This window comes from Vibrio sp. OPT46 (genome assembly GCF_015163535.1).
Lineage (GTDB): Bacteria > Pseudomonadota > Gammaproteobacteria > Enterobacterales > Vibrionaceae > Vibrio > Vibrio alginolyticus.
In genome coordinates this window covers 15,120-17,671 of record NZ_JADDYG010000099.1, presented here as the reverse complement: position 1 = coordinate 17,671, position 2,552 = coordinate 15,120, and the positions used below count along the sequence as shown (strand labels likewise).

Annotated in this window: 3 protein-coding genes; 2 read left to right on the top strand and 1 reads right to left on the bottom strand. The window is 45.7% G+C overall.

The window, feature by feature from the left end; translation table 11 throughout:
• The coding region (locus tag IQR33_RS04945) for a helix-turn-helix domain-containing protein (RefSeq protein WP_193843561.1) at positions 1-403 on the top strand (403 nt) is incomplete at its 5' end.
• A 106-nt stretch (positions 404-509) separates the two neighbouring features.
• Positions 510-1,412 carry a DMT family transporter gene (locus tag IQR33_RS04940; RefSeq protein WP_416222586.1) on the top strand — a complete coding sequence of 301 codons (903 nt, stop codon included), beginning with the start codon at positions 510-512 and terminating at the stop codon, positions 1,410-1,412.
• An 89-nt stretch (positions 1,413-1,501) separates the two neighbouring features.
• Here the strand turns inward: IQR33_RS04940 and IQR33_RS04935 are convergent.
• Positions 1,502-2,552 (bottom strand): CesT family type III secretion system chaperone (locus IQR33_RS04935; protein ID WP_193843560.1); only part of this gene is annotated, 1,051 nt, incomplete at its 5' end.

Sequence of the window (2,552 nt, the reverse complement as noted above, 5' to 3'; positions counted from 1 at the left end):
GCAACTTGAGTATCAGGTTAATGATGAAATTGAAAACTCAATGGTTGCAACCTTCTATCTGTTGCTGGAGCAGCAAAAGCGGTCTCGCTCCGTGGATTTGCGTATTCGAGATGTACAGGTTGTGCTCGCGGAGCAGCTTGATCAGCCACTCACCATTGCCTCATTAGCGAATGCCGCTTGCTTGAGTCCGACGCAGTTTAAAAAGCTTTTTAAAGAGCAGCTAAAAGTGAGCGTCCATAAGTACATTACACTACAACGTATGGAAAAAGCCAAAGCACTACTGACTCATACAGACCTTCCAGTTCAGTTGATAGCTGAACGAGTTGGCTATAGTGACCTTTCCGCGTTTAGTCGACGGTTTTCAATGCATTTTGGTATGTCTCCTAGAGAGTTTTCCCGATAGTCACTAAAATAGTCTTCTGGAACAAGTATTCCGTCTTTTCAGCACAAAAATCTCTATCGCTTTCTTTTATTCTTTCTACCCTAAAACAGCCATTCACTAGGTAGAAATTACAGTGTTAAAAAAACATTTCACCGACTATCAATTAGGAACTTTATCCATACTTTTTGCTTCAACCCTGTGGGGAACGACGGGCACCGCTGCCAGCTTGGCACCGGATGTCAGTGCTCTCGCCATTGGCGCATTTTCTATGGGTATTGGTGGATTTATGCAAGCATGTCTGTCTGCGAAGTCACTGAAGAGAGGTTTTCGAAAAGTCGTACATAAGAAGAAAACGTTACTGGTTAGTATTATCGCCTTAGCCACCTACCCACTGGCTTTTTATTCATCAATGCGATTCGCCGGTGTGGCTATTGGTACGGTTGTTTCTATCTCCACTGCACCTTTCTTTTCTGCTTTGTTAGAGTGTCTCTTTAGCCGAAATCAGACCATAACCAAGCGCTGGATGATGAGTTTCGCAATCGGGGTCATTGGCATTACTTTGTTGCTGGCTTCTGAGTCATCCGCAAATAGCTTATTTGATCAGGATATGAAGCATTGGGGTGTATTACTTGGCCTATTGGCAGGTCTGACGTACGCCATTTACTCATGGGGAGTAAAGGCTATGATTGACCACGGCATTGAATCGCAAACGGCCATGGGAAGTGTTTTTGGTATTGGTGGAGTTTTGCTTCTACCAACACTTTTCATCACGGGCGATAATCTATTTGCATCATCAACTAATACGACGGTCATGCTCTACATGGCCTTGATTCCAATGGGGTTAGGTTACGTCGCTTTTGGGTTTGGGCTACGGTTTGTTACAGCCAGTGGAGCTAGCATACTCACGCTATTTGAACCTGTTATCGCAGCAGCACTAGCAGTTGCGATTGTTGGGGAAGAAATTTCTTTCATTGGTTGGGTTGGTATAACGTTGACACTTGTGTGTTTGTTTCTTCAGTCGAAAAGTTAAATTCAATGGACATGAGCCAGCCCCAAAAAGGAACGCTGACGGTAGATAAAGTAAGGAGCGGCACCTACTCCCTACTTTACCATTTGAAATTACACCCAGCCTTCTGCCAAGTACATCAATCGCAATTGACTTGGTGAGCCTAATTTTTCTAGCGCATCTAACTGGACGTCACTCAGGTTTGGGCATTTATCAAGATAAACTCGTCCGTTTGCTGCATCTAGGGGGAGCTTGTAGGTTAGCTTTTCGTTGATTTTACTTGCTTCCCCTTTATCAATCGCTCGAACAGCTGGCATGAGCCAATCCCAATCTTCTCCTAACAGTTTTTTAAACGCCCCGTTAGCAATAGACTCGGTTTTACTTGGTGCATCCTCTGGGCTTAGCTTCAAGATAGAGTCTACGTCAGGAACCAAGTGCTCACTTGGCTCTGAACCCAACATCTTTTTCAGTGTTAATCGAGCGGCTTCCATCTCTTGTGCCTCTTTAGGCGCTTGAGGAGAAGTCATTGCAGTATTCTCCTTAGGACCAAGGTACGCCATTAATGCACGGACAGAAGCCGGATCTTGCATACTGAAGGTAAAGTCTCCTTTTGCATTGGAAACTTCAAGTCTAGGTAAAACACCAGACATTTCACCTTGCATAAGTTGCTCTTTTACTTCCGTATTTAACCCGTATGCCCCAGCTTGGTTCGCCACAAAACCACCGCCGCTCATGATAGCAGTCGTTGCCGCAGAACCGATTGCCTCTTTTGCTATCGGTGTGACGCCCACCGTTGCTACAGAGCTAACACCGAACGTGCCCAGGCTCCCCGTCGCCATACCTAACGTAGCTCCAATGCCACCTTCAGCCGACAGTATCGCATGACCTTGAGCCAAGGTTTGCTGCATCGGCATAGAAAGACGTTGATCTCGCCCTGGCAGCTGTGAAATTTGTTCTAACTGATGATGGTAAGCCTCAGCATCACCATTTACGGCCGCTTTGTGCAACTCTCGACCTGTAGAAATCAATAAGCCAACGCCAGGTAATGCCAAGTTAATAACGGCGTTCACACCAGAACCTTTTAGCTTTTCTTTGCCCATCTGTAACAGTTCAGCAGCGAAGCCATCCATTTTTCCTGGATACTGGGCTTCTAAACTCACCTGC